This window comes from Campylobacter sp. BCW_6466, from assembly GCF_001762835.1.
GTDB lineage: Bacteria > Campylobacterota > Campylobacteria > Campylobacterales > Campylobacteraceae > Campylobacter_D > Campylobacter_D jejuni.
This window is the reverse complement of the sequence record NZ_MJXO01000073.1, coordinates 34,290-58,149: the sequence shown is the minus strand read 5'-3', so window position 1 is coordinate 58,149 and position 23,860 is coordinate 34,290. Positions and strand designations below refer to the sequence as shown.

General features: G+C 30.0%; 24 protein-coding genes and 1 pseudogene. 13 read left to right on the top strand and 12 right to left on the bottom strand.

The window, feature by feature from the left end; all coding sequences use genetic code 11:
• Positions 1 to 24 precede the first annotated feature (24 nt).
• Together cmeR and ccoG are read right to left on the bottom strand one after the other, a co-directional pair.
• On the bottom strand, positions 25 to 657 hold the full coding sequence (gene cmeR / locus AJ887_RS08470) for a multidrug efflux system transcriptional regulator CmeR (protein ID WP_070240008.1): 633 nt from the start codon (positions 655 to 657) through the stop codon (positions 25 to 27).
• Entirely contained in the window at positions 644 to 2,020 is a 1,377-nt protein-coding gene (ccoG, locus tag AJ887_RS08465) for a cytochrome c oxidase accessory protein CcoG (protein WP_070240010.1), read from the bottom strand. Before ccoG ends, cmeR begins: the two co-directional genes overlap by 14 nt.
• A 159-nt stretch (positions 2,021 to 2,179) precedes the next feature.
• Here ccoG and rpsU point away from each other — a divergent pair, with 159 nt between their 5' ends.
• The 8 genes from rpsU (at position 2,180) to AJ887_RS08425 (ending at position 8,744) form a co-directional block, all read left to right on the top strand.
• Entirely contained in the window at positions 2,180 to 2,392 is a 213-nt protein-coding gene (rpsU, locus tag AJ887_RS08460) for a 30S ribosomal protein S21 (protein ID WP_002780697.1), read from the top strand.
• Between the two features lie 115 nt (positions 2,393 to 2,507).
• Positions 2,508 to 3,113, top strand: a complete 606-nt coding sequence (locus AJ887_RS08455; protein WP_044778507.1) for a UPF0323 family lipoprotein — start codon at positions 2,508 to 2,510, stop codon at positions 3,111 to 3,113.
• A 9-nt stretch (positions 3,114 to 3,122) separates the two neighbouring features.
• Positions 3,123 to 4,292, top strand: a complete 1,170-nt coding sequence (locus AJ887_RS08450; protein WP_070240011.1) for a glutathionylspermidine synthase family protein — start codon at positions 3,123 to 3,125, stop codon at positions 4,290 to 4,292.
• A 3-nt stretch (positions 4,293 to 4,295) separates the two neighbouring features.
• Positions 4,296 to 5,231 (top strand): D-2-hydroxyacid dehydrogenase, encoded by a 936-nt coding sequence (locus AJ887_RS08445; protein WP_070240013.1) that lies wholly within the window; start codon positions 4,296 to 4,298, stop codon positions 5,229 to 5,231.
• Positions 5,221 to 5,712 carry a YajQ family cyclic di-GMP-binding protein gene (locus AJ887_RS08440; RefSeq protein ID WP_002861136.1) on the top strand — a complete coding sequence of 164 codons (492 nt, stop codon included), beginning with the start codon at positions 5,221 to 5,223 and terminating at the stop codon, positions 5,710 to 5,712. Before AJ887_RS08445 ends, AJ887_RS08440 begins: the two co-directional genes overlap by 11 nt.
• A gap of 8 nt (positions 5,713 to 5,720) precedes the next feature.
• Positions 5,721 to 6,197 carry a hypothetical protein gene (locus AJ887_RS08435; RefSeq protein WP_002861137.1) on the top strand — a complete coding sequence of 159 codons (477 nt, stop codon included), beginning with the start codon at positions 5,721 to 5,723 and terminating at the stop codon, positions 6,195 to 6,197.
• 10 nt (positions 6,198 to 6,207) lie between these two features.
• Complete coding sequence (locus tag AJ887_RS08430) at positions 6,208 to 7,032, top strand: hypothetical protein (RefSeq protein WP_070240015.1); 825 nt, start codon at positions 6,208 to 6,210, stop codon at positions 7,030 to 7,032.
• Positions 7,032 to 8,744, top strand: a complete 1,713-nt coding sequence (locus AJ887_RS08425) for an AAA family ATPase (RefSeq protein ID WP_002861139.1) — start codon at positions 7,032 to 7,034, stop codon at positions 8,742 to 8,744. Before AJ887_RS08430 ends, AJ887_RS08425 begins: the two co-directional genes overlap by 1 nt.
• Here AJ887_RS08425 and AJ887_RS08420 read toward each other — a convergent pair.
• From AJ887_RS08420 to AJ887_RS08390, 7 genes and pseudogenes are all read right to left on the bottom strand, one after another.
• Positions 8,709 to 9,281, bottom strand: coding sequence for a ferric reductase-like transmembrane domain-containing protein (locus AJ887_RS08420; RefSeq protein ID WP_070240017.1), 573 nt, complete (start codon positions 9,279 to 9,281; stop codon positions 8,709 to 8,711). The two genes, AJ887_RS08425 and AJ887_RS08420, sit on opposite strands and share 36 nt — an antisense overlap.
• Positions 9,281 to 10,174, bottom strand: coding sequence for a protein-methionine-sulfoxide reductase catalytic subunit MsrP (gene msrP / locus AJ887_RS08415; protein ID WP_070240019.1), 894 nt, complete (start codon positions 10,172 to 10,174; stop codon positions 9,281 to 9,283). The genes AJ887_RS08420 and msrP overlap by 1 nt, the downstream gene beginning before the upstream one ends.
• Positions 10,175 to 10,231: 57 nt before the next feature.
• A pseudogene (gene pyrF / locus AJ887_RS08410) lies at positions 10,232 to 10,909 on the bottom strand (orotidine-5'-phosphate decarboxylase); the annotation flags it as partial.
• Positions 10,906 to 11,304, bottom strand: coding sequence for a transcription antitermination factor NusB (gene nusB / locus AJ887_RS08405; protein WP_002854405.1), 399 nt, complete (start codon positions 11,302 to 11,304; stop codon positions 10,906 to 10,908). The pseudogene pyrF and the gene nusB, both read right to left, overlap by 4 nt.
• Positions 11,304 to 11,768 carry a 6,7-dimethyl-8-ribityllumazine synthase gene (gene ribE / locus AJ887_RS08400; RefSeq protein WP_070240022.1) on the bottom strand — a complete coding sequence of 155 codons (465 nt, stop codon included), beginning with the start codon at positions 11,766 to 11,768 and terminating at the stop codon, positions 11,304 to 11,306. Before ribE ends, nusB begins: the two co-directional genes overlap by 1 nt.
• Before the next feature lie 9 nt (positions 11,769 to 11,777).
• On the bottom strand, positions 11,778 to 12,581 hold the full coding sequence (gene kdsA, locus AJ887_RS08395) for a 3-deoxy-8-phosphooctulonate synthase (RefSeq protein ID WP_070240024.1): 804 nt from the start codon (positions 12,579 to 12,581) through the stop codon (positions 11,778 to 11,780).
• Entirely contained in the window at positions 12,578 to 13,510 is a 933-nt protein-coding gene (locus tag AJ887_RS08390) for a DMT family transporter (RefSeq protein WP_070240026.1), read from the bottom strand. Before AJ887_RS08390 ends, kdsA begins: the two co-directional genes overlap by 4 nt.
• A 100-nt stretch (positions 13,511 to 13,610) precedes the next feature.
• On the opposite strand from AJ887_RS08390, the gene der reads away from it, so the two are divergent.
• From der to pflB, 5 genes are read left to right on the top strand one after another with little or no spacing between them, the layout of a single operon-like run.
• Entirely contained in the window at positions 13,611 to 14,993 is a 1,383-nt protein-coding gene (der, locus tag AJ887_RS08385; protein WP_070285082.1) for a ribosome biogenesis GTPase Der, read from the top strand.
• Positions 14,980 to 15,477 (top strand): shikimate kinase, encoded by a 498-nt coding sequence (locus AJ887_RS08380; RefSeq protein ID WP_079860877.1) that lies wholly within the window; start codon positions 14,980 to 14,982, stop codon positions 15,475 to 15,477. The genes der and AJ887_RS08380 overlap by 14 nt, the downstream gene beginning before the upstream one ends.
• The gene (trpS, locus tag AJ887_RS08375; RefSeq protein WP_070240032.1) at positions 15,474 to 16,433 is read left to right on the top strand and encodes a tryptophan--tRNA ligase; all 960 of its coding nucleotides are present in this window, start codon (positions 15,474 to 15,476) and stop codon (positions 16,431 to 16,433) included. The genes AJ887_RS08380 and trpS overlap by 4 nt, the downstream gene beginning before the upstream one ends.
• A gap of 10 nt (positions 16,434 to 16,443) precedes the next feature.
• Entirely contained in the window at positions 16,444 to 17,679 is a 1,236-nt protein-coding gene (serS, locus tag AJ887_RS08370; RefSeq protein WP_002861147.1) for a serine--tRNA ligase, read from the top strand.
• A gap of 9 nt (positions 17,680 to 17,688) precedes the next feature.
• A complete protein-coding gene (gene pflB, locus AJ887_RS08365; RefSeq protein ID WP_070285080.1) occupies positions 17,689 to 20,151 on the top strand; it encodes a motility protein PflB in 2,463 nt (820 codons plus the stop codon).
• 30 nt (positions 20,152 to 20,181) lie between these two features.
• Here the strand turns inward: pflB and AJ887_RS08360 are convergent, their stop codons facing one another.
• The 3 genes from AJ887_RS08360 to AJ887_RS08350 form a co-directional block, all read right to left on the bottom strand.
• On the bottom strand, positions 20,182 to 20,817 hold the full coding sequence (locus tag AJ887_RS08360; RefSeq protein WP_070240036.1) for a hypothetical protein: 636 nt from the start codon (positions 20,815 to 20,817) through the stop codon (positions 20,182 to 20,184).
• 98 nt (positions 20,818 to 20,915) lie between these two features.
• The gene (pyk, locus tag AJ887_RS08355) at positions 20,916 to 22,358 is read right to left on the bottom strand and encodes a pyruvate kinase (protein ID WP_044780448.1); all 1,443 of its coding nucleotides are present in this window, start codon (positions 22,356 to 22,358) and stop codon (positions 20,916 to 20,918) included.
• 48 nt (positions 22,359 to 22,406) lie between these two features.
• Positions 22,407 to 23,753, bottom strand: coding sequence for an FAD-dependent oxidoreductase (locus tag AJ887_RS08350; RefSeq protein WP_070240038.1), 1,347 nt, complete (start codon positions 23,751 to 23,753; stop codon positions 22,407 to 22,409).
• Positions 23,754 to 23,860 lie beyond the last annotated feature (107 nt).

Sequence of the window (23,860 nt, the reverse complement as noted above, 5' to 3'; positions counted from 1 at the left end):
AATTTTGGTTAATAAAATTATTTTTTAAGCTTTGGAGCCATTGATCCCATTTAGAAAAACGTTTACAACAAATTCAACATGTTCTTTTTGTTCTTTTTTATTTTTCAAAGGAGCATTAATTAAAACATTAAGATGATGATAAGGTTCTTTTAACATAGTGCAAAAAAGAACAGCAAGTTTTTCTGCATTTTTTTTCATATAAGAATTATTTTGTTGCTTAAAAAAATCCATAAGTATGTTATAGGAAAAATTTTGTTGATTGTTTTCTATCCAATTAGCAAGGTGTCTATCTTTATCATAAACTTGAGAATAGATAATTTTACCAAAAGCTACAGCTTCTGGTTGATTAAAAATTTCTATAAAAGTTAAACCAAAAGAAGTTAAAATTTCTTTTAAAGTACCATTTTCAATTTCTTGTGTTTTGGAATAAATAAGATGAAAATGTTTTTTACATATGTCATCTAAAATTTCAAAGAATAATCCTTCTTTACTTTTAAAACCATCATAAATATTAGAATAAGATCCTCCAGATAATTTAATAATATCACTCAAACTTGTTTCTTGGTATCCTTTTGTTAAAAAAAGCTCTAAGGCCACTGCTTTGATTTTTTCTTGTCTGGCTAAAACTTTTTGTGATGGTGTTCTATTTGAGTTCATTTTTATCCTTTATAAGAGTTCTTTTAGGGTATACAAATATACTTTTTCTAAAAACCGAAATTTTTTCATTATCCTTTGCGTAAGCTTTTATATGTAAAGGAAAAATTACATCTTTTTTATCATTATTTGCTAAATTTTTTGTAGCTTTGATAACAACTATTTTTTTAACTTGCTCTCCTGCTTTTAATTTAAAAGGTTTGTTTGGTCTTATGATTTCAATTCCATCATTTATTCCTTCTAAATTTGCTGTAAAATAATATTCATGAGGTTTAGAATCTGTATTTTGAAACAAAAAGGTATAAGCATTTGAAATGACTAATTCACCTTTAACATTTGAAATATTATATAATTCGCTACTACGATTGATATTTAAAAGCATGCTTTCTTTTTTGCTTCCCATGATGATTAAAGCTAGTAAAGCAATTAAAAGAACTATAAAATATGCTATCGTTCTAAATCTTAAATAATGAACCTTAGAACGCGTTTCAATAGCTTTTGCACTTGTCCAATTGATCAAACTTGGACGATTAAATTTGCTTTGTACCTTAGAGCAAGCATCGGCACATTCAAGACAATTAATACATTCAAGTTGCATTCCTTTGCGTATGTCAATATGAGTTGGACAGATGCTAACACAGGCTTCACAACCTATGCATTCTCCTTCAGGCGGTTTTTTATGAAGTTTAGTGTGTCCATCATAAATCAAACCTCCGCGTTTTTCATCGTAGATCACTTGCATTGTATCATGATCAAACATTACAGATTGTATTCTTGCATAAGGACAGACATAAATACAAAATTTTTCTTGTAAATAGGTAATATCCAAAGTAAAAAGTAAGCTAGCACAAAATAAAACTCCAAGTAAAAGTAGATGCTCACCAGGATTTTGAATATAATTGAAAAAATCTTCAGGAGGAATAAAGTACCAAAGTAAATTACTAACAGCAACTAAAGATATAAAATAAAAAATTATTACTCCAAGAAATTTTTTAAAATATTGTCCCTCATATTCTTTTTGTTTGTTATTGATATTTTTGCGAATTTTAAGAATTTTAGTTTGTATGATATCTCTATATATAACTCTAAAAATTGTTTGTGGACAACTCCAAGCACACCAAATTCTTCCACCTAAAGTTGTAATAAAAAAAATAAATAAAAAAAGAAATATAAGAACAAAAGGCATGAGATAAAATTCTTGTGTTGAAAAAGAAATAAAAAATAGGTTTAATTTAGAATGATCAAAACTTAAAAGAAAAAAATGATTTTCATTAATTCTTATGAAAGGTAGGGCAAATATGATAATACTTGCAATTAAATATACAAAATATCGTTTTTTTGTATAGTTTGTAATGTGTCCTTGCATTTTTAGACCTTAATTATAATTTTTTAGCACTTTGTAATTAAGGATTATAACCGATAAAAACTAAAACAATTTTTAAATGCTTTCTAAGTTAGAATTAATAAGAAGTGTTTTATAATTATATTTCACAACAAAAATTTACACAGAAAGGTGGTGAGGACTGTGCCAGGAATCAAGGTGCATCCTAACGAGTCTTTTGATGAAGCGTATCGTAAATTCAAAAAACAAGTAGATAGAAATCTAGTTGTAACTGAAGTAAGAGCAAGAAGATTTTTCGAGCCTATGACTGAAATTCGCAAAAAACAAAAAATTTCAGCACGCAAAAAAATGCTTAAAAGACTTTATATGCTTAGACGCTACGAGTCAAGACTCTAACCCAAAAGCCCGAAAGGGCTTTTTTTATATCTGCAAACTTCATTTGGTATTAAAAAGTATTTATTATTTTTTGTTAAAATTTCTAATCTAGATTTTCTGTTTTTAGGATAAACTTATGAAAAAAATCAAAAAAATCATTCAAATTGGTATGATAGGTGGTTTAGCAGCTGTTGCTGGAGGTGCTTTAGCAGGTTGTGGAAGTAATAATGACAATGCAGATACTTTAAATCAAGCAGCTAATGCTCAAGGAGCTTTTGTAATTATCGAAGAAACAGCTCCAGGGCAGTATAAAATCAAAGATCAATATCCAAGTGATGAAACAAGGGTAGTTTTAAAAGATCTTAATGGTACAGAAAGAATTTTATCCAAAGAAGAAATGGATGCTTTGATTAAAGAAGAAGCAGCTAAAATTGACAATGGAACTTCAAATTTAACTAAAGACAATGGACAAATCAGTAGCGGAGGATTGAGTTTAGGAGAAACTTTACTTGCAAGTGCTGCAGGTGCTATTTTGGGAAGTTGGATAGGTTCAAAACTTTTCAATAATCAAAATTTTGCTAATCAACAACGCGGTGCTTTTTCAAATCAAAGTGCTTATCAAAGAAGTGTGAATAGTTTTAATAAAGCAGGCTCAACGAGTTCTACCTCAAGCGCTAAAAAATCAGGCTTTTTTGGTGGAGGCTCTAAAGCTGCAAGTTCTAGTTCTTCTTTTGGTTCTTAAGGATAAATAATGCAATTATTACAAGTAGACAAACTTCAAAAAGATTATTTAGAAAATATAGGTTTTTCTTGGCATACAGATGAAGATGGAAGTGATTATATTAGCAATAAGTTAGTTTGTGTTAAGGAAAGTGAAGCTAATGCTTATTATGAAGCGGTAAATGAGCTTTATGATATGTTTATTGCTGCAGCGCAAGAAGTGATTGATAATGATCGTTTTGATGAGCTTGGAATTCCTTTTAATCTTATTGATGCGATTAAGATGAGTTGGGAAAATGAGGTTCATTGGCATTTATATGGGCGTTTTGATTTAGCGGGTGGACTTGATGGTAAGCCTATAAAACTTATAGAATTTAATGCTGATACCCCTACTGCTCTTTTTGAAAGTGCGATTTTACAATGGGCGCTTTTAAAACAAAATGGAATGGATGAAAGCGCACAATTTAACAGCATTTATGAAAGTTTGATGGATAATTTTAAAAGACTTATTACCCTTGATGAAAGTGTTGAAGGGTTTGAAGAGCATTATCAAGGATGGAAAATTCTTTTTTCAAGTGTTGTAGGAAGTAAAGAAGAAGAAATCACTACAAAATTACTTTCTCATATAGCCAATGAAGCAGGTTTTCAAACTAATTTTTCCTTTGTGGATGAGGTGGAATTTAGCGAAGAGGGTATTTTTAAAGAGGGCGAAAATTATGAGTATTGGTTTAAGCTTATTCCTTGGGAAGATATAGCCATAGAAGAGGGTGAACTTGCCATGCTTTTAACTCAAATTATGCGTAATCAAAGAGCAATTATTTTAAATCCTGCTTATACGCTTTTATTTCAATCTAAGGGAATTTTAAAAATTTTATGGGAACTTTATCCAAATCATCCTTTACTTTTAGAAACAAAAGATACTCCTTTAGAGGGTAAAAACTATGTTAAAAAACCTGTTTTTGGTAGAGAAGGTGCAAATATCAGTATAATTAAAGATGGAAAAACTTTGCATGAGAATGTAGGTCCTTACGGGAATAATAAGGCTATTTATCAAGAATATGTAGAGTTTAATTCATGTGAAAACGAATACTATCAAGCAGGTGTTTTCTTTGCCTATGAAGGGTGTGGTTTAGGATTTAGAAAAGGTGGTCTTGTGCTTGATAATTATTCTAAATTTGTAGGACATATCATAAAGGATTGAAAAATGAAAATTGTTTGTTTAGATGCGGCAACTTTAGGGGATTATGATTTAAGTGTTTTTGAAAAATTTGGTTCTTTACAAATTTATACTACAACAAATAAAGAGCAAACCATAGAGCGTTTAAAAGATGCTAATGTCGCCATAACAAACAAGGTTGTAATTGATAAAGATGTGATTGATGCTTGTAAAAATTTAAAACTCATTTTAGAAACTGCTACAGGGGTTAATAATATCGATATTGAGTATGCTAAAGAAAAAGGTATTATTGTAAAAAATGCTGCTGGGTATTCTACCATGAGTGTTGTACAACATACTTTTGCATTTATGTTTGCTTTTTTAAATCAAGTGCTTTATTATGACAAATGGAGTAAAGAGGGTAAATGGTGTGAAAGTCCTATTTTTACAGATTATAGCAGAATTTTAAACACCTTAAGCGGTAAAAAACATGGTATTATAGGCTTAGGAACTATAGGTAAAGAAGTGGCAAAAATTTCAAAGGCTTTTGGAGCTGAAATTTATTATTGTTCTACGAGTGGAGCTAATAAAAACGCAGATTTTATACATTTGGAATTAAAAGATTTATTAAAAACTTGTGATATTATAAGTATCCATGCACCTTTAAATGAAAAAACTAAAAATTTACTCACCTTTGAAGAATTAAAGCTTTTAAAAGATAATGCGATTTTGATTAATGTAGGAAGAGGTGGGATTATCAATGAAAATGATTTAGCTAAAATCATAGATGAAAAAAATATTCGTGTAGGGCTTGATGTTTTAGAAATTGAACCTATGATGAAAAATCATCCGCTTTTAAGCATTAAAAATAAAGAAAATCTTATTATCACCCCTCATGTTGCATGGGCGAGTAAGGAAGCTTTAAATGCTTTAATGGATATAGTTTATAATAATTTAAAAGAATGGATAGAAAATGGCAAGTGAACATAGTTTTGATATTTCAGCAGCTTTAGATAAGCAAGAGTTAAAAAATGCTTTTGAACAAGCTAAAAAAGAACTTGATAGTCGTTATGACTTAAAAGGAATTAAGTGTGAGATTGATTTAAACGAAAAAGAGAGTATTTTTAAACTCAGTTCTTCTAGTGAAGGAAAACTTGATGTTCTAAAAGATATAGTGATTTCTAAACTTATCAAAAGAGGAATTAATCCTAATGCTATTAAAGAGCTTTCTCGTGAAAGTGGAGCAATGTTTCGTTTAAATTTGAAAGCAAACGATGCTATTGATAGTGAAAATGCTAAAAAAATCAATAAAGCTATTAAAGATAGCAAGCTTAAAGTTAACTCTTCGATTCGTGGTGAAGAAATTCGTGTTGTAGCAAAACAAATCGATGATTTACAAGCTGTGATGAAGCTTGTAAAAGAGCTTGATTTAGAGTTAAATATCAGTTTTAAAAATCTCAAATAAGGTTAAATTTGAAACATTGTTTAGCTCTATGTTTTGTTTTTTTTCTTTGTGCTTGTAGTGTGAAAAATCAAAATTTTTCAAGTCAAAGCTTGATGGTTTTGATTGCTTCTCCTATGATAAAAATCAATGATGCAGCTTTTTTAAAAAAAGAAAATAATGCTTTAAATTTGGAAGTTTATAAACTAGGGCAAGCTTTTTTTGAACTCAAAATCAAGGATAAAATTTGCATCAATGCAGTGTGTTATGATAAAAAAGTGTTTAATCAAAAATTTTTTAAAAATGTATATTATGATGATATTTTAAGTGATATTTTAAAGGCAAATGCTTTATGGCAGGGTAAAAATTTAGAAAAAACTGATTGTGGTTTTGAGCAAAATTTAAAAGCAAAAAATTATGAAATTTTTTATCAAGTTTGTGATAATAAAGTAAGTTTTTTTGATAAAATTTCACATACTAAAATTATCTTAACGCATATTCAAAATTGAAGGATAGAGTTTGAAATTTTTTTTACTGGTATTTTGCTTTGTAAATCTAGCTTTAGCACAAGTTTATAAAGGTGAATTGTATTTTTATCATTTGCAGGATAAAGAAATTTTTGCCATAGTTTATGATAATGCACCTATGACTCCACTTTTTGACAGGGATAAAAATCAAACAAGTTCTAGTTTTTTAATTGTTGATGATATAAATGGAAATTTAGAGATTCCACTCTTTAAGATAAATGATTTTTGGCAGGATGAGCGTAAAAAATATAAAATCAATTCTTCTAAAATGCTTACATATGATAATAAAAATTTTCAAGGAGAAAATTTAGGAACGACTACTTTAGAACTTATTGAAACGCAAGATGGCATTCGTATAAAGCGTAGTCTTGATTTTATAGGTTTTAATGATGATTTTAAAGAATTTCATCCTGTTCATAAGGGTGTATTTAGCTTTGAACAAATTCGCCAAAAACCTATTTTTTTACAAGATGGAAAAATTAGTTTTGAAGAATGGTATTATTTTTATGAAGATGGCATGAGTCGTGCTATTTTAGAGTTAAATAATTTTGTTTATGATATTAATGCTCACGCGTTTGTAAAACTAAATGATTTGTATAATACTGAAAATCAAAAATTTCAAAATCTTTTACATGAGAAGCTTAAAAATACATGTGATGAGTGTTTTGAAGATCTGCAAAATTTACAATTTAATAATAATTTTTTGCTTAATAATGGAAAACTAAAAATTTGTTATCTACCTTTTGAAGGTCATTTTTTAGATGAAAATATTTGCGTAGAATTTAACGAAGATGAGCTTAAGGAATTTAAAAAATAATGGAAAAATTAAAAAATTTTTTAAGTTTGAAAAATATAGAAGATACTCAAATTTATAAAGAACTTAAGTGTGCTAAAAATGAGGCTTTGATTCTTAGAGAACTTTGTAGAAATTATGTCGTTTCTATTTCTTCTATCAATGCCTTTACTTTATTATCGACAATTTTTGGAAATGATAAGTATCTTTATCTTGATGCTTTGGAGGATTTAAAAAAACTTATCGAAAGAGGTTTTGTAAATCAAAATTCGAGTTTTTTTAAAAGTTTAGAAAATAATAAAACTCAAACATTAACTCTTGCCTTATTGCAAAGCGAGCTTAGTCTAAGTGAATATTTTTTAGAATTTTTAGAAGCAAAACCTCGTTTAAACTTTGAGAAACAAGAGGCTTATGCAGATTATTTAGAATATTTAAAAGATGAATTTGTGCGTATTCAATTATACGAAAGATTAAGTTTTATACAAAAAAGTGCTTATAATAGTGAAATAAAAAATCAAATTAAACTTTATGAAAAACATATCAAAGAAAGACTAAAAAAAAGTAAATTTTATAATGTATTAGCTGATATTTTTAAAGAATACAATCTTGAACATAAAGAACAAATTATTTTTCTAGCACTTTTAAAAGAAGAATACGCCTTAAGTAATGAAAGTTCGATTTCTAGAGAAATGAATTCTTTACTTTCTTTAATCAGTGAAAATGATTTAGAAAGGCATAAAAATAAAAAACTATTACAAGAAAATGCTCCTCTTTTAAACTTAATCGAGTATGATGAATATTTAAATGCTTTTGGAGATATTTCTAAAAGTTTTTTTATTATTGATGAAATTTTACAAAGAATTATAAATTTTGAACCAAAACAAAGTAAAAAAATCAAAATTGAAAGTGTTTTAAAAGATCAAGATATTTTCGAGCTTATAGAACCAAGCACTGACATCAATGATATTATTATGCCTGAAAATACAAAAGAGCTTTTAGAAAATATTTTAAAACAACAAGATAAAAAAGTCCTAGAAAGACTTCATTCTTGGGGTATAAAGAGCAATAAAAATATAGAAGCTAAAATTATTTTTTATGGTCCTGCTGGTACTGGAAAAACTATGTCAGCTTTAGCTATGGCTAAATCAATGAAAAAATCTGTTCTTAGTTTTGACTGTTCTAAAATTTTGAGCAAATGGGTTGGAGAGAGTGAACAAAATGTAAGAAAAATTTTTGATACCTATAAAAATATCGTGCAAACTTGCAAACAAAGTCCTATTTTACTTCTCAATGAAGCCGATCAGTTTTTAAGTACGCGTGTAGATGGAAGTAGTGGTAGCGATAAAATGCATAATCAAATGCAAAATATATTCTTAGAGCAAATTGAGCGTTTTAGCGGTGTGATTATCGCTACGACAAATTTTTTAGAAAGCTTAGATAGTGCATTTTCAAGAAGATTTGATTATAAGATAGAATTTAAAAAACCTGATTTTAAAGATAGGCTTAAAATTTGGGAAAAATTTCTACCTAAAAAAGCATTATTTGAAAAAGATTTTGATATAAATATTTTATCAAATTATGAATTAAGTGGAGCACAAATTTTAATGGTGGTGAAGAATACAGCTTTGAAAGTAGCTGTATCACAAGATGGGGTTTTTAAAATGCAAGATTTTATAGAAAGCATACAAAAAGAATTAAATTCAAGTTTTGATAAAAGTAAGATTGTTGGATTTTAACTTTTTTAATGTTTTTGTATAGCGAACTATAAAATAAAACAAAGCTACAATTAAAGCACTCCATTCCCAAAACATAGGAACTTTTGGAGTTAAAAAATAATGATAACTTGCCAAAACTAAGCTTAAATATCCTAGTTTTCTGATTTTACTAAGTTTTTTAAAGATTTTAAAAGAACTTAAAAGCATTAAAAATATGATTAAAAATGCGATAAATCCACTTACTTCTAATAAACGATGTGAAATATCATCAAAAAGCTTTAAAATTTGAGCATTTCTATCAAAAATAAAATAATTTAAAAAGTGTAAAATCGCCCAAAAAGCTGCAAAAATACCTAAAATTTTAGGATAATTTTTTGTTTTTTTAAATTTCAGTAAAGAAAATAAAAGACTTAAATTTAAAAAGATTAAAGCAAATATTCCAGTGTAAATATAGGCTTCTTTTACAAAATCCAAGGCTTTTATGATGTGATAAAAGCCATAGATTAAACTTATGATAAAGCTAAAATAAGCAAGAAATTTAAAGTATTTTGCCTGCATTAAAAATTCACTTTTAAGTCCATGTTTTTATATAAACTTGCCACTTCTTTTTCATATCCATTAAACATTAAAGTAGGCTTGGTAAAGAAATCTCCTAAAGTCCTCTCGTTAGCTTGAGACCATCTAGGATGAGAAACATTAGGATTGACATTGGCATAAAAACCATATTCGTTTGGAGCGTAACTTTCCCAAGTGGATTTAGGCTGTTCTTTGGTAAATTCTATTTTAACTATGGATTTAATACTTTTAAAGCCATATTTCCAAGGAACAACAAGGCGTATTGGAGCGCCATTTTGAGGCTTTAAGGCTTTTTTATACATTCCTACTGCAAGCAAGGTAAGAGGATGCATAGCTTCATCCATGCGAAGTCCTTCTACATAAGGATAGTCTATAGTTGGAAATAAAGTATCTTGATCGGGAAATTGACTCTTATCTAAAAGAGTGGTGAATTTAACAAATTTTGCCTCGCTTGTAGGTTTTGCCATTTCAATTAAACGACGCAATTCAAAGCCTACCCAAGGTACCACCATAGACCAAGTTTCAACACAGCGAAAACGATAAATTCTTTCTTCTAGGGGAAAATTTAAAATATCTTCCATGTTTAAAGTTAAAGGTTTTTCTATTTCTCCACTGATATCGATTTTCCAATTTTGAGTGTTGAAATTTTGTGCTAATGATACAGCCTTTTTTTTATTTGTTGAAAATTCATAAAAATTGACATAATTTGTAGCCAGTTCTTCATCGCTGATTTCAAGTTTGTTTGGATTAGTATCGTTTGTGAAATTTAAAGCAGATAATTTAGAAGTAAGCACACTTGAACTTATTAAAGCACCTGCTCCAAGTTTTAAAAAATCTCTTCTTTTTTTATATAAATTCTCAGGAGTTATAATCATAATTTTTCCTTATTAAAAATTTTTATTATTAAAACATAACAAGGATAATGATTATTAAATTTCTTGTAGAATTTTTTCGCAAATTTTTCTAGGGTTATTATCTTTATAAACAGGGCGTCCAACTACAATAAAATCGCTTAAATTTTCTCTAGCCATTGTTAAATTAGCGACGCGTTTTTGATCATCATTTTTCTCTCCAAATGGACGAATTCCTGGAGTGAGAGTTAGGAAATTTCTTTGAGTGTGTTCTTTGATGATTTTACTTTCAAAAACAGAGCATACCATACCATCAAGTCCATTTTCATAGGATATTTTTGAAAAATTAATTACAGCTTCTTCGATTTTTTGTCTATAAATACTAAAGAAATTTTCTTCATCAAAACTCGTAAGAGTAGAAACTGCTAAAACTAAAGGTCTTTTTGAAAATTTGCTAAGCCGTGTCATAACTTCTTGCATGGCTATTTTTCCAGCACTTGCATGGATATTGATCATATCAACACCAAGTTTTGATATTTCTTCGCAAGCATCTGCCATAGTGTTGGGAATATCATAAATTTTAAGATCAAGAAATATTTTAAAATCATCAACTTTTTTAAGTTCTTCTATGAAATTAAAACCATCTCTTAAATATGCTCTTAAACCTACTTTTAACCATATGTCTAAATTTTTTAATTCTTTAGCAAGTTGTAAGCATTCCTCTTTTGTAGAAAGATCAAGCGCGACACAAAGCTTCATTTTTTAGCCTTTATCAAGGCATCTAAAACTCCATTTATAAATTTTGGAGAATTGTCATTAGCAAGTTCTTTGGCAAGTTCTATAGCCTCATTGATAACAATGGCACTAGGAGTATCGGTAAAAAGTAACTCATAAGCTCCAAGTCTTAGTATAGCTCTTTCTACATGTCCTAAAGCTGTAATTTGATTATCATTTAGAAATGAATTTAAGGTTTCATCAATATTGTTTAAATTATCTAAAATTCCATGATATAAATTTAAAGTAAAATTTTTTTGTTCATTGCGTATTTTTTTTTCATCTAAAATTTCATCTACAAAAACGTTGTTTTGAGAATTTAATTCAAAAGCATAAAGTAAGGAGATGACGCTTTGGCGAACTTGATGACGCGTTGCCATTAAAGCTCCTTGCTTAAATTTAACATCTCAATTACAGTTGTCATAGCTTCAAAGCCTTTATTGCCTGCCTTGCTTCCAGCTCTTTCTACGGCTTGTTCTATTGTGTCTGTAGTTAAAACACCAAAGCTTACAGGGATATTATGATTTAAACTCACATTGGCTATGCCTTTGGTAGTTTCTGCTGAAACATAGTCAAAATGCGGAGTTGAGCCACGAATTACTGCGCCTACGCAACAAATTGCATCAAATTTTTTGCTTTCTATAGCTTTTTTTAACGCATACGGAAGTTCAAAAGCACCAGGAACAAGTATAAGGCTTAGATTTTCCTCTTTGCCTCCGTGTCTTAAAAAAGCATCTTTTGCTCCTTCTACAAGACGATCTGTGATAATATGATTAAATCTTGCATTAATGATAGCAATTTTTGTTTTTGAGTCTAAATTTAATTTTCCTTCAATAATATTCATTTGTTTTCCTTATATGATATTTTGTATTTCTAGTAATGTATTAACGCAATTTTTAAGGCGTGTAAGATTAAGCATATTAGGTCCATCGCATAAAGCCTCGCAAGGATTAATATGTGTTTCAAAGAAAAAGCCATCTATGCCTACGGCTGCTGCCGCTCTTGCTAAAGGTTCTACAAATTCGCTTTTCCCTCCGCTACTTCCACCTGCAGCACCTGGCATTTGTACACTATGGGTAGCATCAAAAATAACTGGAGCAAATTCACGCATGATAACTAAAGAACGCATATCTACTACTAAATTTCCATAGCCAAAGCTAGCTCCTCTTTCAGCCACAAAAACACCATTTTTTTGAGCAGATTCATAGCCTTCATCTTCTATACCACGGGTTTGTAGAACTTTTTTAACGCTGTATTTGATATCGCTTGGGTTTAAAAATTGTCCTTTTTTGATATTAACTTTTGCCTTAGTTTTTGCTGCGGCTATAAGTAAATCGGTTTGGCGACATAAAAAAGCAGGAATTTGCAAGACATCAGCTACTTCACTTGCAGGGTTTGCTTGATTGCTTTCATGTATATCGGTTAAGATTTTCATACCAAATTCATCTTTTACGCTTTGTAAAATTTTTAATCCTTCTTCAAGACCAGGACCTCGAAAAGAATTAATACTTGTGCGATTGGCCTTGTCAAAGCTTGATTTGAAATAAAATTCTATATTTGGATTTTCATTAAAATTTTTTAATTGTTCAGCAACTTTAAAAATCAAATCTTTGCTTTCTATCACACAAGGACCAGCAATGAGTATCATTTTTTTCATTTTTTTCCTTTGTTCTTAACTAAAATTAATCCACCAAAAATAATGCCTATTATACCTAAAAAAACCATAGTACTTGGTAAATTATCTCCTAAAATTATCCCAACTATCATACTAAATACTACATCAAGATAACTAACCCCAGCAACCACTCCTGCTTGTTTAGCGATACCATAAGCTTTGGTGACATGAATTTGATAAATGGTACCTAAAGTTCCCATAATGGCAATGATAAGCCAAGCTGTAAGACTTGGCATCACAAAAGGTGCTAGAATGAAATCTAAATGCAAAGAATCAAGATGCTGTGGTTCAAAAAATTCAGCACTGATCATAGAAATTAAAGGCATTAAGGTTCCTAAAAGGATAAAAGAAAAGGCAATTTGTTCTGTAGTGTAAGATTTTCTAAGTTCTCTTACACTTGTAAGAGCTAAAGCGGCTAAAAATCCACTCGTGATACCTATAACTGAATTTTTTAAATCAAAGCCTGAATGATTTAAATTGTGAGTCCAAGGCTGAGCGATTAAAAGTACTCCACCAAATGCTATTAAAATTCCTATCCAGCCTTTGATGCCAATATTTTCTTTAAAAACAACAAAAGCTATTAAAGTAATAAAAATAGGAGCGGTTTTTTGAAAAGCAAAAGCTCCACCTAGTGTAATATTTGAAACATTATAGAAAAACATATATAGTGAAAGCGTGCCTACTACTCCACGAAATATCAAGAGCCAAAAATGCCCCCCTTCTTTATGTGCCTTAGATCGTTTTAAAAGATAGACTATGAAAAAAATTCCTATGATATTTCTAAAAAACATAATTTCTATAGAACTCATTTCCTTGCTAAGAATTTTTGCACAAGCTCCCATAAGTGCAAAATCCAAACATGCTAAAATCATGAAATAAATTCCTAAATTATGCTTGATTACTTTTAGCATTTTTTTCCTTGACTAAAATCTGGGCTAATTCTAGTCTTTTTTTGCTTAATATTAAGCCAAATTTTATATAATTTTAAAAATATAATTTTCTAGGAAAAAAATGCAAAGCATCATACTTATAGGCAAGCCAAATGTGGGAAAATCAAGTCTTTTTAATAGAATGGCAAGACAAAGAATAGCTATTACAAGTGATATTTCAGGCACAACTAGAGATACAAATAAAACAGAAATTCATATTCATTCAAAAAAAGCCATGCTTATTGATAGTGGGGGGCTTGATGAAAGTGATGAACTTTTTAAAAATGTGAAAAAAAACACTTTAAAAGTAGCTAAAGAAAGCGATATCATACTTTATCTAGTTGATGGGAAATTAGCGCCTGATGATGAGGATAGACAGTTTTTTTATTCTTTAAAAAAACTTGGAAAACCTATAGCCTTAGTGATTAATAAAGTAGATAATAAAAAAGATGAAGAAAGGGCTTGGGAGTTTGCAAATTTTGGCGTAAAGGAAATCTTTAATCTTTCAGCAACTCATAATGTAGGCTTAGATGAACTTTATGAATGGCTTGGAAAATTTTTACATGAAGAGTTTTTAATCCCCGATGAAGAAGAAAATTTAGAAGATTTTTTAGAGCATTATGAAGAAGGAAAAGAATTTCAATTTAAAGAAGTTGATCAAAATCATATCAGAGTGGGTATTGTAGGGCGTGTAAATGTTGGAAAATCAAGTCTTTTAAATGCTTTGGTTAAGCAAGAACGCAGTGTTGTAAGTTCTATCGCAGGAACTACTATAGATCCTGTTAATGAAAGTGTAGTTCATAAAGATAAAGTGATAGAATTTGTTGATACTGCAGGTATTAGAAAAAGGGGTAAAATTCAAGGACTAGAACGCTTTGCACTAAATCGCACGGAAAAAATTTTATCTCATTCTCAAATAGCACTTTTGGTTTTAGATGCGCATGAGGGCTTTAACGAGCTTGATGAACGCATTGCTGGGCTTGTGGCTAAGTATTGTTTGGGTGTGATTATTGTTTTAAATAAATGGGATAAAAGTGAGATGGATTTTGATAAGACTGTAAAAGAATTGCGTCTTGATCGTTTTAAATTTCTAGCTTACGCACCCGTGATTAGTGTATCAGCTTTAAGTGGAAAAAGGGTGCATGTTTTACTCGATAAAATTTTGCAAATTTTTGAAAATTTTACTCAAAAAATCCAAACTTCTAAGCTTAATACCTTGATAGAAAATGCCACAAGAGCACATCCTTTGCCGCATGATTATGGGAAATTGGTTAAAATTTATTATGCAGTACAATATGACTTAGCACCGCCAAAAATTGCACTTATTATGAATCGTCCTAAGGCCTTGCATTTTAGCTACAAGCGTTATTTGCAAAATCAAATCAGAAAAGAATTTAATTTCGAAGGTGTGCCTTTAGTGATCGCTTCGCGTAAAAAGGGCAGTAAAGAAAATGATGAAAGTTAAAAATATCGTTTTTATAGGATTTATGGGTTCTGGAAAAAGCACTTTAGCAAGAGCTTTAGCTAAGGATTTAGATCTTGTTTTTTTAGATAGTGATTTTTTAATAGAACAAAAATTTAATCAAAAAGTCAGTGAAATTTTTGCGCAAAAAGGTGAGAATTTTTTTAGAGAACAAGAGCAAAAAATGGCTGATTTTTTTAGTTCTTGTGAGAAAACTTGTATTGCTACAGGTGGGGGCTTTGTTAATGTTTCAAATTTAGAAAAAGCAGGTTTTTGTATTTATTTAAAAGCAGATTTTGAATATTTAAAAAAGCGTTTAGATGAAAATGAAATTTCTAAAAGACCTTTATTTTATGATGAAATTAAAGCAAAAAAATTATATAATGAGCGTTTAAGCAAGTATGAACAAAAGGCAAATTTTATTTTAAATATAGAAAATAAAAATATAGATGAGCTTTTAAGCGAGATTAAAAAGGTGATAAAATGAGAGTATTAACAGGCCTTCAGCCAAGTGGCGATTTGCATATAGGTAATTATTTTGGTGCGATTAAACAAATGGTAGATGCGCAAGAAAAAAACCAAATGTTTATGTTTATTGCTAATTATCATGCCATGACTTCTTCTCAAGATGGAGAAAAAATTCAACAAAATTCCTTAAAAGCTGCTGCGGCTTTTTTAAGCCTTGGTATAGATCCACAAAAGAGCGTTTTTTGGTTGCAAAGTGATGTTAAGGAAGTTATGGAGCTTTATTGGATTTTATCGCAATTTACTCCTATGGGTTTATTAGAGCGTGCGCATAGTTATAAGGATAAAGTTGCTAAGGGGCTTAGTGCTTTACACGGACTTTTTTCTTATCCTGTTTTAATGGCAGCTGATATTTTACTTTTTGATACACAAATTGTTCCTGTGGGAAAAGATCAAATCCAACATGTTGAAATCGCACGTGATATTGCTTTAAAAGTTAATAATGAATGGGGTGAAATTTTTACCCTTCCAGAGGCTAAAGTTAATGAAGAAGTAGCTGTAGTTGTAGGCACCGATGGGGCAAAAATGAGTAAATCTTATCAAAATACTATAGATATTTTTAGCAGTGAAAAAACCTTAAAAAAACAAATTTCTTCCATAGTTACAGATAGCACCGCTTTAGAAGATCCAAAAGATCATGAAAACTGCAATATTTTTAAAATCGCAAAGCTTTTTTTAGATGAATCAGGGCAAAAAGAATTACAAATACGCTATGAAAAAGGTGGTGAGGGTTATGGACATTTTAAAATGTATTTAAACGAGCTTGTAAATGCTTATTTTAAAGAAGCAAGAGAAAAATATAATGAGCTTTTAGAAAAGCCTTCGCATTTGAAAGAAATTTTGGATTTTGGTGCGACAAAAGCAAGAAAAATCGCCCAAGAAAAAATGCAAAAAATTTATGAAAAAATCGGACTTTAAGGAGTAGAAAATGCTAGATTTAAAAAATTTGCAAAATAATTTTGATGAAGTGGCTAAAAAGTTAAAAAATAAAAAAGTTGATGAAAATATCTTAAAAAAACTTGCTGAACTTTTTGCAAGTTTAAAAAAAGAAAAAACAGCTTTAGAAGAATTTCAAGCTTTTCAAAATAAATTCAGTAAAGAACTTGCTACAACCGAAGATAAAGAAAGTTTAAAAGCAAAATTAAGCGAAAATAAAAGTAAAATTAATGAGCAAAGCGCTAAAGTAAATGCTTTAGAAAATGAGCTTGAAGAAATCGCTCATGCCATCCCAAATATCCCTGATGAATGTGTGCCTGTGGGTGAAGACGAAGATGAAAATGTGGAGCTTAAAGAAGTTTTAAATCCACCTAGCTTTGATTTTACTCCAAAAGAACATTTTGAATTAGGTGAGAGTTTAAATTGGCTTGATTTTGTGCGTGGGGTAAAAATTTCACAAAGTCGTTTTTGTGTGCTTAAAAACGAAGGAGCTTTATTAAGCCGCGCTTTGGTAAATTATATGATAGATTTTAATAGAAGTCGTGGATTTGAATTTGTTAATGTGCCTTTTTTGGTAAATGGTGCTACTATGTTTGGGACAGGTCAGTTGCCAAAATTTAAAGAAGATATGTATAAGGTAGATGATGAGGATTTGTATTTGATCTCAACTTCTGAAATTCCAGTAACCAATCTTTATAGTGGAGAAATTTTAGCGAGTGAAACTTTACCGATAAAAATGACTTGTTATAGCGCTTGTTTTAGAAAAGAAGCAGGCAGTGCAGGGCGTGATACAAGAGGTATTATAAGACAACACCAGTTTGAAAAAGTAGAGCTTGTAAGTATTACTAAACCTGAGCAAAGTGATAGCGTGTTTAATGAAATGCTTGAGTGTGCAAGTGATTTGCTGAGTTCTTTAGGTTTAGCGCATAGACATTTGATGCTTTGCACTGGAGATTTGGGTTTTAGTGCAGCAAAAACTGTGGATCTTGAAGTGTGGCTTCCAGGACAAAATAAATATCGTGAGATCAGCTCGGTTTCAAATTGTCGTGATTTTCAAGCAAGACGTGCTAAAATTCGCTATAAAAATGAACAAGGAAAAAATGAACTCGTTCACACTCTTAATGGCTCATCTTTGGCAGTAGGAAGAACCTTGGTAGCGATTATGGAAAATTATCAAGACAAAGAAGGAAAAATTCATATTCCTGATGCTTTGAAAAAATATTTTTAAAGAGTATAGATGGCTGAACAAGAAGATATAATACTAGAAAAACCCGAAGATGGCTTAAATCAACCAAGACTTGATGAGAGTTTAGAGGGATTTAAAGGGCAAGAGGGGCAAGCTCCAGAAGATGAAGAATTTGCATCATTGCCAGAAGAATTACCTCAAGAAAATAGTGATAGTGGTTTTAAATTTACAAGAGAAAGTGCGCCTGAAGATGTATTAACTTTTGAAGAAGTTGAAAGTCAAGAGCCTGCGCCTTGGTATAAAGATCGTAAGTTTATGTCTCTTGTGGGTTTATCTTTGGGGATTATTTGTATTTTAGTTTTTACACTTTTTTATTTAACTTTTAGTGAAGGAAAAATTAAACCAGATATTATAGCTTCTAAGCCTTTAGAACAACCTGTTGTTATGCCTGATGAATCATATAAATACAATGATATGCAAAGAATTGATGGTATGATCCAAAAAGCAAATGCTTTATATTTAAAGGGTGAGGTTGAACAGGCTTTAAAAGTTTATGAGCAAGTTGCCGTATATAACGAATCTTTATCTAATTATAATTTAGGCGTTTCTCAAATGAATGAGAATAAATTCCAAGAAGCTTTTGAAAGCTTCAAGAAAGCTATAGCCAATGGAGAAAATCAAAGTGTAGCTGCTATCAATGCTGCTGTTTGTGCTTTAAAGCTTAATGATAAGGAAAAATTTAGATATTATATTGATTTAGCTCAAGTGTATCTTCCAAAAGAAGGAAAATCAAAATTATATGATTATTATTTAAGCTTGATTAATTATTACAAAGGATATTACCCTGAGGCTTTACAAATGTTACAAAGAACAGATGTGGAGCCGTATTCTGATGTTGCAAAGTATTTGTCTGCTAAAATTTATGCAAAAATGGACTTTGATTCCAAGGCTATACAGCAATTAAATTCTCAAGGCAATTTTGAATCTAGTTTATCTTTAGGTCTTTTATACGCTAGAATAGGAGAATATGCTAAAGCTAAAGTCGCTTTAAGTACAGCGATGAAAATTGAAAGAGATTTTAATCAAAGTTTGGCGGCTTTAACATTGGTTGATATTAAAACAGGAAATTATCAAGATATGTTAGCGCGCTTGCAAAATTCTTATGATAATGATAAAGATAGATATAAGATTTTAGATGCTTATAAAATTCAAGTTCGTTTAAATAAGGATCTTTTTAATATAGCAGTTGCTCAAAATTCTTTTTCAAAAGATTTGTTAAAAAAACAAAAAGATCAATTCGATTTGCTTTTTTATTTTGCGCCTTATCAAGTTTTTGATAGTAAGCAGGCTGCTTTATATATTAAAAAAGCTAATGTTACAGATTTCGTTGATGATAGTGCTGATGCGGGAGTTTATCTTAATACAAGCAAGGCTCTTTCATCTACCAATGTAAAAATTGCCAATATTATTAACTATGCATTAAATCAGAAGTTACGCCTTGCTAACCAAGAATTTCAAAAACTTATCAAGGATTATCCAGAACATAGTATTTTACATTATAATTTGGCTTTAACTTATGCCCAAATGCAAAATTATGAACTTGCTTATAAGCATTTTTCAAGTTCATATCATCTTAATCCTAAAAATTACTTAGCAGGTGCTTTTGCTATGTTTTGTGCAAAATTAATTGATATTGATACAACTAAACTTTACAATGAAATTCTTGATAATATAGCTGCTGATTCTAATTTTAAAGCTAATATGCAAAAAAGTATGTTATTTTTAGTTAATAATAATTATATTTCTATGCTTCCTTATTTAGATGAAGCAAAAAAAGATACGCCTTTGAGTTTGATTTTTGAAGCTATTGTTGCTAAAAATAATAACCTTAATAATCAAGTAGATGTGAAAATTGCTAAATTGCGTTCAGAGTTGCCTGAAGATATTTTGACAAATATTTTGTATTTTAATTCTTTAAATTCAAATTTAAATATTAAAGAATATGCTCAAAATGCTCAAATTCATTTTAAAAATTTAAAACTTGATTATCGTAGTGTTTTTGGTGGGCCAAATATAGCTAGGGAATTTTATGTTAATTTAATGCATATTGCAGGGCTTTTAAATTTAGAAAGACAGAAATTTAAAGAGTTGATTAATGTGTCAGGAGCAAAAGATGAGGGTATTTTACAAACTTTAGCTTATTTGGATATTTTTGCACAGCAATACGAGGAGGCTTATGCGCTTTATAATTCTTTGATTGATGATTATGGAGCTAAAGATACTAAAACTTTATTTTTAGCAGCCGTAGCAGCCGTAGGTGCAAATAATCCAAATTCAGCTATAGCGCTTTTGCAGCTTTCTAAACTTACAGATAAAAATAACAAAGAGAGTAAAGCAGCTCTTGGTATGTTGTATCAAGAAGTAAAGAACTATGAAGCTGCGATATCTCAGTATAAAACTTTACCTAATAATTTTAAGAGTGAATTTTTTACTTTTGATATTAATAACAACTAAAAATGCTTAGAAATTTCTAAGCATTTTTAGTTAAGCTTGAAGATCTAGAGTTTTTCCGCCTAGTTCATCAATGCGATCGCTAACTTTTTTAAGTGCCGCATCTATTGTATTTTGACTGATTTGAGGAAGTTCTCCACCCCACATTTTTTCTGCTTGCTCAAATCCTTTTTTCATACCTTCAAGACCTTTTTTCAATTTTTCAACATCGTCGCCACCGCCTTTAATAACAAAATCCGCGATGCGATTGGCTGTATTTTCCACTCCAAAAAAACCATCTTCACTTACAAGTTGTTGAAGTTCATCTGTATTCATATCAAGTGGATTTTTGCCACTGTAGCCTAAGGATGCAAAATCAATATTTGTAAGTATAGATTTCGCAGTATTTAAATTGGCACCATTTAAAAGACTATCTAGTCCAGTTTGGGCATTGCTCGAACCTATTACAGCATTCATTGTTTGCTGTTGAAACTGAACTAGGTAAATTTGTGTAATGCCCTTTCCACCAAGTGCATTTAATTTTTCAAGGGTATTTTTATCTACATCCCTGCTAGAATTAGCACTTTGAACATTTTTGTCTTTTGTGTTTTCCTTAGCATCATCTGCCTTCTTATTGCTAACTTGTGTTTGTGCCATGCTAGCGATATTTGAAAAAGTATTCACTTGCATATTTGCTCCTTTTGTGTGAGGCTTTAATTTATATCGACTTTTGACTTAAAAAATTTATAAGGACATTAAATTCCTTATTTTCAAAGGAATTTAATGTTTTATTGTAGATAATAAGCAATTTGCTCTTTATTGAGAATGCGGATAAGATTGCTAGTACCTTCTACTCCTGTTGGAAAGCCTGCAGTTAGAAGATAGCATTTGTCTTCATCCATAAAACCTTTTTCAACACTTGATCTTACAGAGTCTTTTAATAATTCTGTAAGTTCATTACTCTTGTTAACCAAAATCGCAGGATTAACTCCCCAAACTATACTTAAAGAGTTTAAGGTTTTTTCAGAATGCCCTACTGCTATGATTTCTATATTTGGACGATATCTTGCAATCTTAATAGCAGATTTTCCGCTACTTGTTAAAGAAAAAATAGCATCAGAGTTAAGATCTGTTGCAAGATGAGCTGAAGAACGCATGATTTTATCTGTATTGTCTAAATCATTAAAATCATTAAATTTGTTATATGGATAGCGTTTTTCTGTTTCTATTATAGTTTGGCACATTATATCAACAGCATTTGCAGGATCTATACCAACGGCGCTTTCTTCACTTAGCATTACTGCATCTGTTCCATCTAAAACAGCATTTGCAACATCTGAAATTTCAGCTCTTGTGGCGGTTTTGCTTTTGGCTAATGAAAAAAGCATCTGAGTCGCAGTAATAACAGGCTTAGAGGCATTGTTTGCTTTTTGTATGATTTCTTTTTGGATATTAGGAACTTTATAATAAGGCACCTCAATACCTAAGTCTCCTCTTGCAACCATTATACCATCGCTAGATTTAATAATCTCATCAATATTTTCTACTGCATCAAATTTTTCAATTTTTGCAAAAATAGATATTTTTGCGTTATTTTGTGCTAAAATTTCACGAACTTCATCAATATCGTGCGCATTTTGTACGAAAGATATTGCTAAAAAATCTACTTCATTTTTTATACCCCAAAGTAAATCATTTTTATCTTTTTGTGTAATAACATCAATATTGATTTTAGTATTCGGAAAATTAATACCTTTATTTGAGTTTAAAAAACCATCATTTTCTATAATGGTTTCAATTTTTTGATCATCTATGTTTACTACTTTAGCACGAATTGATCCATCATATAGATAAATATATTCATCAATTTTTAACATATCTAAAATAGATTTTTGATTGATACTGATTTTATAATGATTTTGAGCAATCTTCTCCCCTAAAATTGTTTCACGATAAAAATCAATTCTATCACCCTTTTTTAATTCAAATGGTTCTTTAAGTTCGCCTGTACGAATTTTAGGACCACTAATATCTTGTAAAATTCCAATACGAGTATGCAATTCTTTAGCTACTCTTCTTATGGTATCTAAGTTTTTTTTATGATACTCATGTGTTCCATGAGAAAAGTTTAAACGGAAAACATTTACACCATTGATAATCATTTGGCGTAGAATTTCTTCCTTTTCACTTGCTGGACCTACTGTGGCTACAATTTTTGTTTTTTTAAGCATAGCAAACTCCTTTTGAAATTATTGTAGCTAAAAATAGAAACAAAATGATTACAATAATTCTGAAGAAAATTTATCTTCGTTAAATTCCATTCCTAGGTAATTACATACAAGCTTTGCATCTCTTTCAGCATTTCCTAAACAACTTGTTGCTCCAGGGCTTGGAGTCATATTGAAAATAATACCAGGGGTTTCTGTGATGCTTGCTTCACCTAGTATTAATTCTCCTTTAGTTTTATCAATAACTTGCGGTCTTACGCCTCCAAAACCTTTCGCATAATAAATATCGCTTGCTTTAAGACTTGGGACTATTTTTTTGGCATCTTTAACAAATAAGCTTTTATCAACAAAAGGTAGTTCAAAAAGATAATTATAAAAGATGTAATTTCTAATTGTTGCATCTTTAAACATATTAAAAGTTACTTTTAAAACAGTTTTATCAAGTTTTAGCGCTTCAAAAAATTCTGGAACTGATTTTAGACCATGATAACGTTCTAGTTTTGGAATAACAAGTGCGGTAGGTCCAAAGCGAGTGTTCATATCAGCAAGTAAATCAGGATCTCCATGAAGAGCTGCAAATGGAAGTTTAGGATTTTGCACCATATAAACCTTACCGTTTAAAAGTTTTTGTTTGGTTAAATAAAAACTTCCTGCAACAGGCCAACAAGACTTATCCATACCTAAGTTCATTTTATGTGCTAAATATAAAGAGTGCGCCCCAGCATTGACAACTACGCTTTTGGCATGGTATTCTTGATGATTTGAGGTTTTTAATATAAAAATATCATCCTTTTTTTCTATGTGAATAATTTCTTGATTAAAGGCAACAAAAGTATTTTTATTTTGTTTTTGCGCTTGTTCTATTAGATTTATACTCATTTTCCCAAAATCTACAGTTGTAAAAACCTCGCCGCTTTCAACACCCATGGCACAGATATTTTCAGGTCTATCTTGATTGCAATCTTCTCCTAAAACAACCTTGGGTTCAATTTGTTTGATTTTTGCTTTATCGAAAAATTTTATATAAGGATAAAGTTCTTTAAATTCTTCATAGCGTTTTTTCATATAATCATATTCTATATCTCCAACAGCTAGGGCCATTTTTTGATGAGAAAACATGAAATTATTTTGCGCATTTTGCATGAATCCATATTTAACTATCATATCAGCTGTTCTTTTTACTTTTCGCGCTTTTTCTAAAGTATAATTGGTTTCAATATCTCCACAATGAATGGTTTGAGAATTACTCGTTCCTTTAGAATTTAATGTTGCGGCCGTATTATATTTTTCTATCAAAGCAATATTTTTAATATTTGTATATCTTGCAAGCTCGTAAAATAATGCTGCTCCTGAAATTCCAGCTCCGATGACAAGCACATCAAATTCTTGTTGGCTCATTGTTTTTCCTTTTTTTATTTTAATAAACTTCTTTCTAAATAGAAGTTTAATTGAATTTGTTTTACAAAAAGTTAAATTTCATTAAGGTTTGATATCAATGAGAATTT

What these genes read in the sequence shown, in the direction of transcription:
- cmeR (WP_070240008.1), bottom strand. Translation starts at nt 657, where the DNA reads ATGAACTCAAATAGAACACCATCACAAAAAGTTTTAGCCAGACAAGAA.
- ccoG (WP_070240010.1), bottom strand. Translation starts at nt 2,020, where the DNA reads ATGCAAGGACACATTACAAACTATACAAAAAAACGATATTTTGTATAT.
- AJ887_RS08455 (WP_044778507.1), top strand. Translation starts at nt 2,508, where the DNA reads ATGAAAAAAATCAAAAAAATCATTCAAATTGGTATGATAGGTGGTTTA.
- AJ887_RS08450 (WP_070240011.1), top strand. Translation starts at nt 3,123, where the DNA reads ATGCAATTATTACAAGTAGACAAACTTCAAAAAGATTATTTAGAAAAT.
- AJ887_RS08445 (WP_070240013.1), top strand. Translation starts at nt 4,296, where the DNA reads ATGAAAATTGTTTGTTTAGATGCGGCAACTTTAGGGGATTATGATTTA.
- AJ887_RS08440 (WP_002861136.1), top strand. Translation starts at nt 5,221, where the DNA reads ATGGCAAGTGAACATAGTTTTGATATTTCAGCAGCTTTAGATAAGCAA.
- AJ887_RS08425 (WP_002861139.1), top strand. Translation starts at nt 7,032, where the DNA reads ATGGAAAAATTAAAAAATTTTTTAAGTTTGAAAAATATAGAAGATACT.
- AJ887_RS08420 (WP_070240017.1), bottom strand. Translation starts at nt 9,281, where the DNA reads ATGCAGGCAAAATACTTTAAATTTCTTGCTTATTTTAGCTTTATCATA.
- msrP (WP_070240019.1), bottom strand. Translation starts at nt 10,174, where the DNA reads ATGATTATAACTCCTGAGAATTTATATAAAAAAAGAAGAGATTTTTTA.
- nusB (WP_002854405.1), bottom strand. Translation starts at nt 11,304, where the DNA reads ATGGCAACGCGTCATCAAGTTCGCCAAAGCGTCATCTCCTTACTTTAT.
- ribE (WP_070240022.1), bottom strand. Translation starts at nt 11,768, where the DNA reads ATGAATATTATTGAAGGAAAATTAAATTTAGACTCAAAAACAAAAATT.
- kdsA (WP_070240024.1), bottom strand. Translation starts at nt 12,581, where the DNA reads ATGAAAAAAATGATACTCATTGCTGGTCCTTGTGTGATAGAAAGCAAA.
- AJ887_RS08390 (WP_070240026.1), bottom strand. Translation starts at nt 13,510, where the DNA reads ATGCTAAAAGTAATCAAGCATAATTTAGGAATTTATTTCATGATTTTA.
- der (WP_070285082.1), top strand. Translation starts at nt 13,611, where the DNA reads ATGCAAAGCATCATACTTATAGGCAAGCCAAATGTGGGAAAATCAAGT.
- AJ887_RS08380 (WP_079860877.1), top strand. Translation starts at nt 14,980, where the DNA reads ATGATGAAAGTTAAAAATATCGTTTTTATAGGATTTATGGGTTCTGGA.
- trpS (WP_070240032.1), top strand. Translation starts at nt 15,474, where the DNA reads ATGAGAGTATTAACAGGCCTTCAGCCAAGTGGCGATTTGCATATAGGT.
- serS (WP_002861147.1), top strand. Translation starts at nt 16,444, where the DNA reads ATGCTAGATTTAAAAAATTTGCAAAATAATTTTGATGAAGTGGCTAAA.
- pflB (WP_070285080.1), top strand. Translation starts at nt 17,689, where the DNA reads ATGGCTGAACAAGAAGATATAATACTAGAAAAACCCGAAGATGGCTTA.
- AJ887_RS08360 (WP_070240036.1), bottom strand. Translation starts at nt 20,817, where the DNA reads ATGCAAGTGAATACTTTTTCAAATATCGCTAGCATGGCACAAACACAA.
- pyk (WP_044780448.1), bottom strand. Translation starts at nt 22,358, where the DNA reads ATGCTTAAAAAAACAAAAATTGTAGCCACAGTAGGTCCAGCAAGTGAA.
- AJ887_RS08350 (WP_070240038.1), bottom strand. Translation starts at nt 23,753, where the DNA reads ATGAGCCAACAAGAATTTGATGTGCTTGTCATCGGAGCTGGAATTTCA.